Consider the following 528-nt stretch of genomic DNA (forward strand, 5'->3'; position numbering starts at 1 on the left):
CAGGTCGAAGCCTTCCGCACCCGCGCGTTGGACACCGGCCCGTACACGTTCGTGTGGCTGGACGCGTTGACGCAGAAGGTCCGCGAGGGCGGCCGCACCATCAACGTGCATGCCCTGGTCGCCACTGGCGTCAACGCCAACGGCCAGCGCGAGGTGCTCGGACTGGAGGTCACCTCGGCCGAAGACGGCGCCGGCTGGCTGGCCTTCCTGCGCGGCCTGACAGCGCGCGGCCTGTCCGGCGTCCAGCTGGTCGTCTCCGACGCCCACCGCGGCCTGGTGGAGGCCATCGGCGCCGCCTTGCCCGGCGCGGCCTGGCAGCGCTGCCGCACCCACTACCTGCGCAACCTGCTCACCACCGTGCCCAAGAGCGCCCAGCCGTGGGTGGCCACGCTGGTGCGCACCATCTTCGACCAGCCCACCGCCGACGCCGTTCGCACCCAGCATGCCTGGGTCATCGACGCCCTGGAGGCCAAATACCCAGCCGCGTGCGAGCATCTGGACGCCGCCCGCGAGGACCTGCTCGCCTTC

At 72.2% G+C, this 528-nt stretch carries 1 protein-coding gene; it reads left to right on the plus strand.

What is annotated here, in order from left to right:
* The coding region (locus IEZ27_RS53495) for an IS256 family transposase (protein WP_189654325.1) at nucleotides 1-528 on the plus strand (528 nt) is incomplete at both ends.

The organism is Nonomuraea spiralis (assembly GCF_014648435.1).
Classification (GTDB): Bacteria; Actinomycetota; Actinomycetes; order Streptosporangiales; family Streptosporangiaceae; genus Nonomuraea; species Nonomuraea spiralis.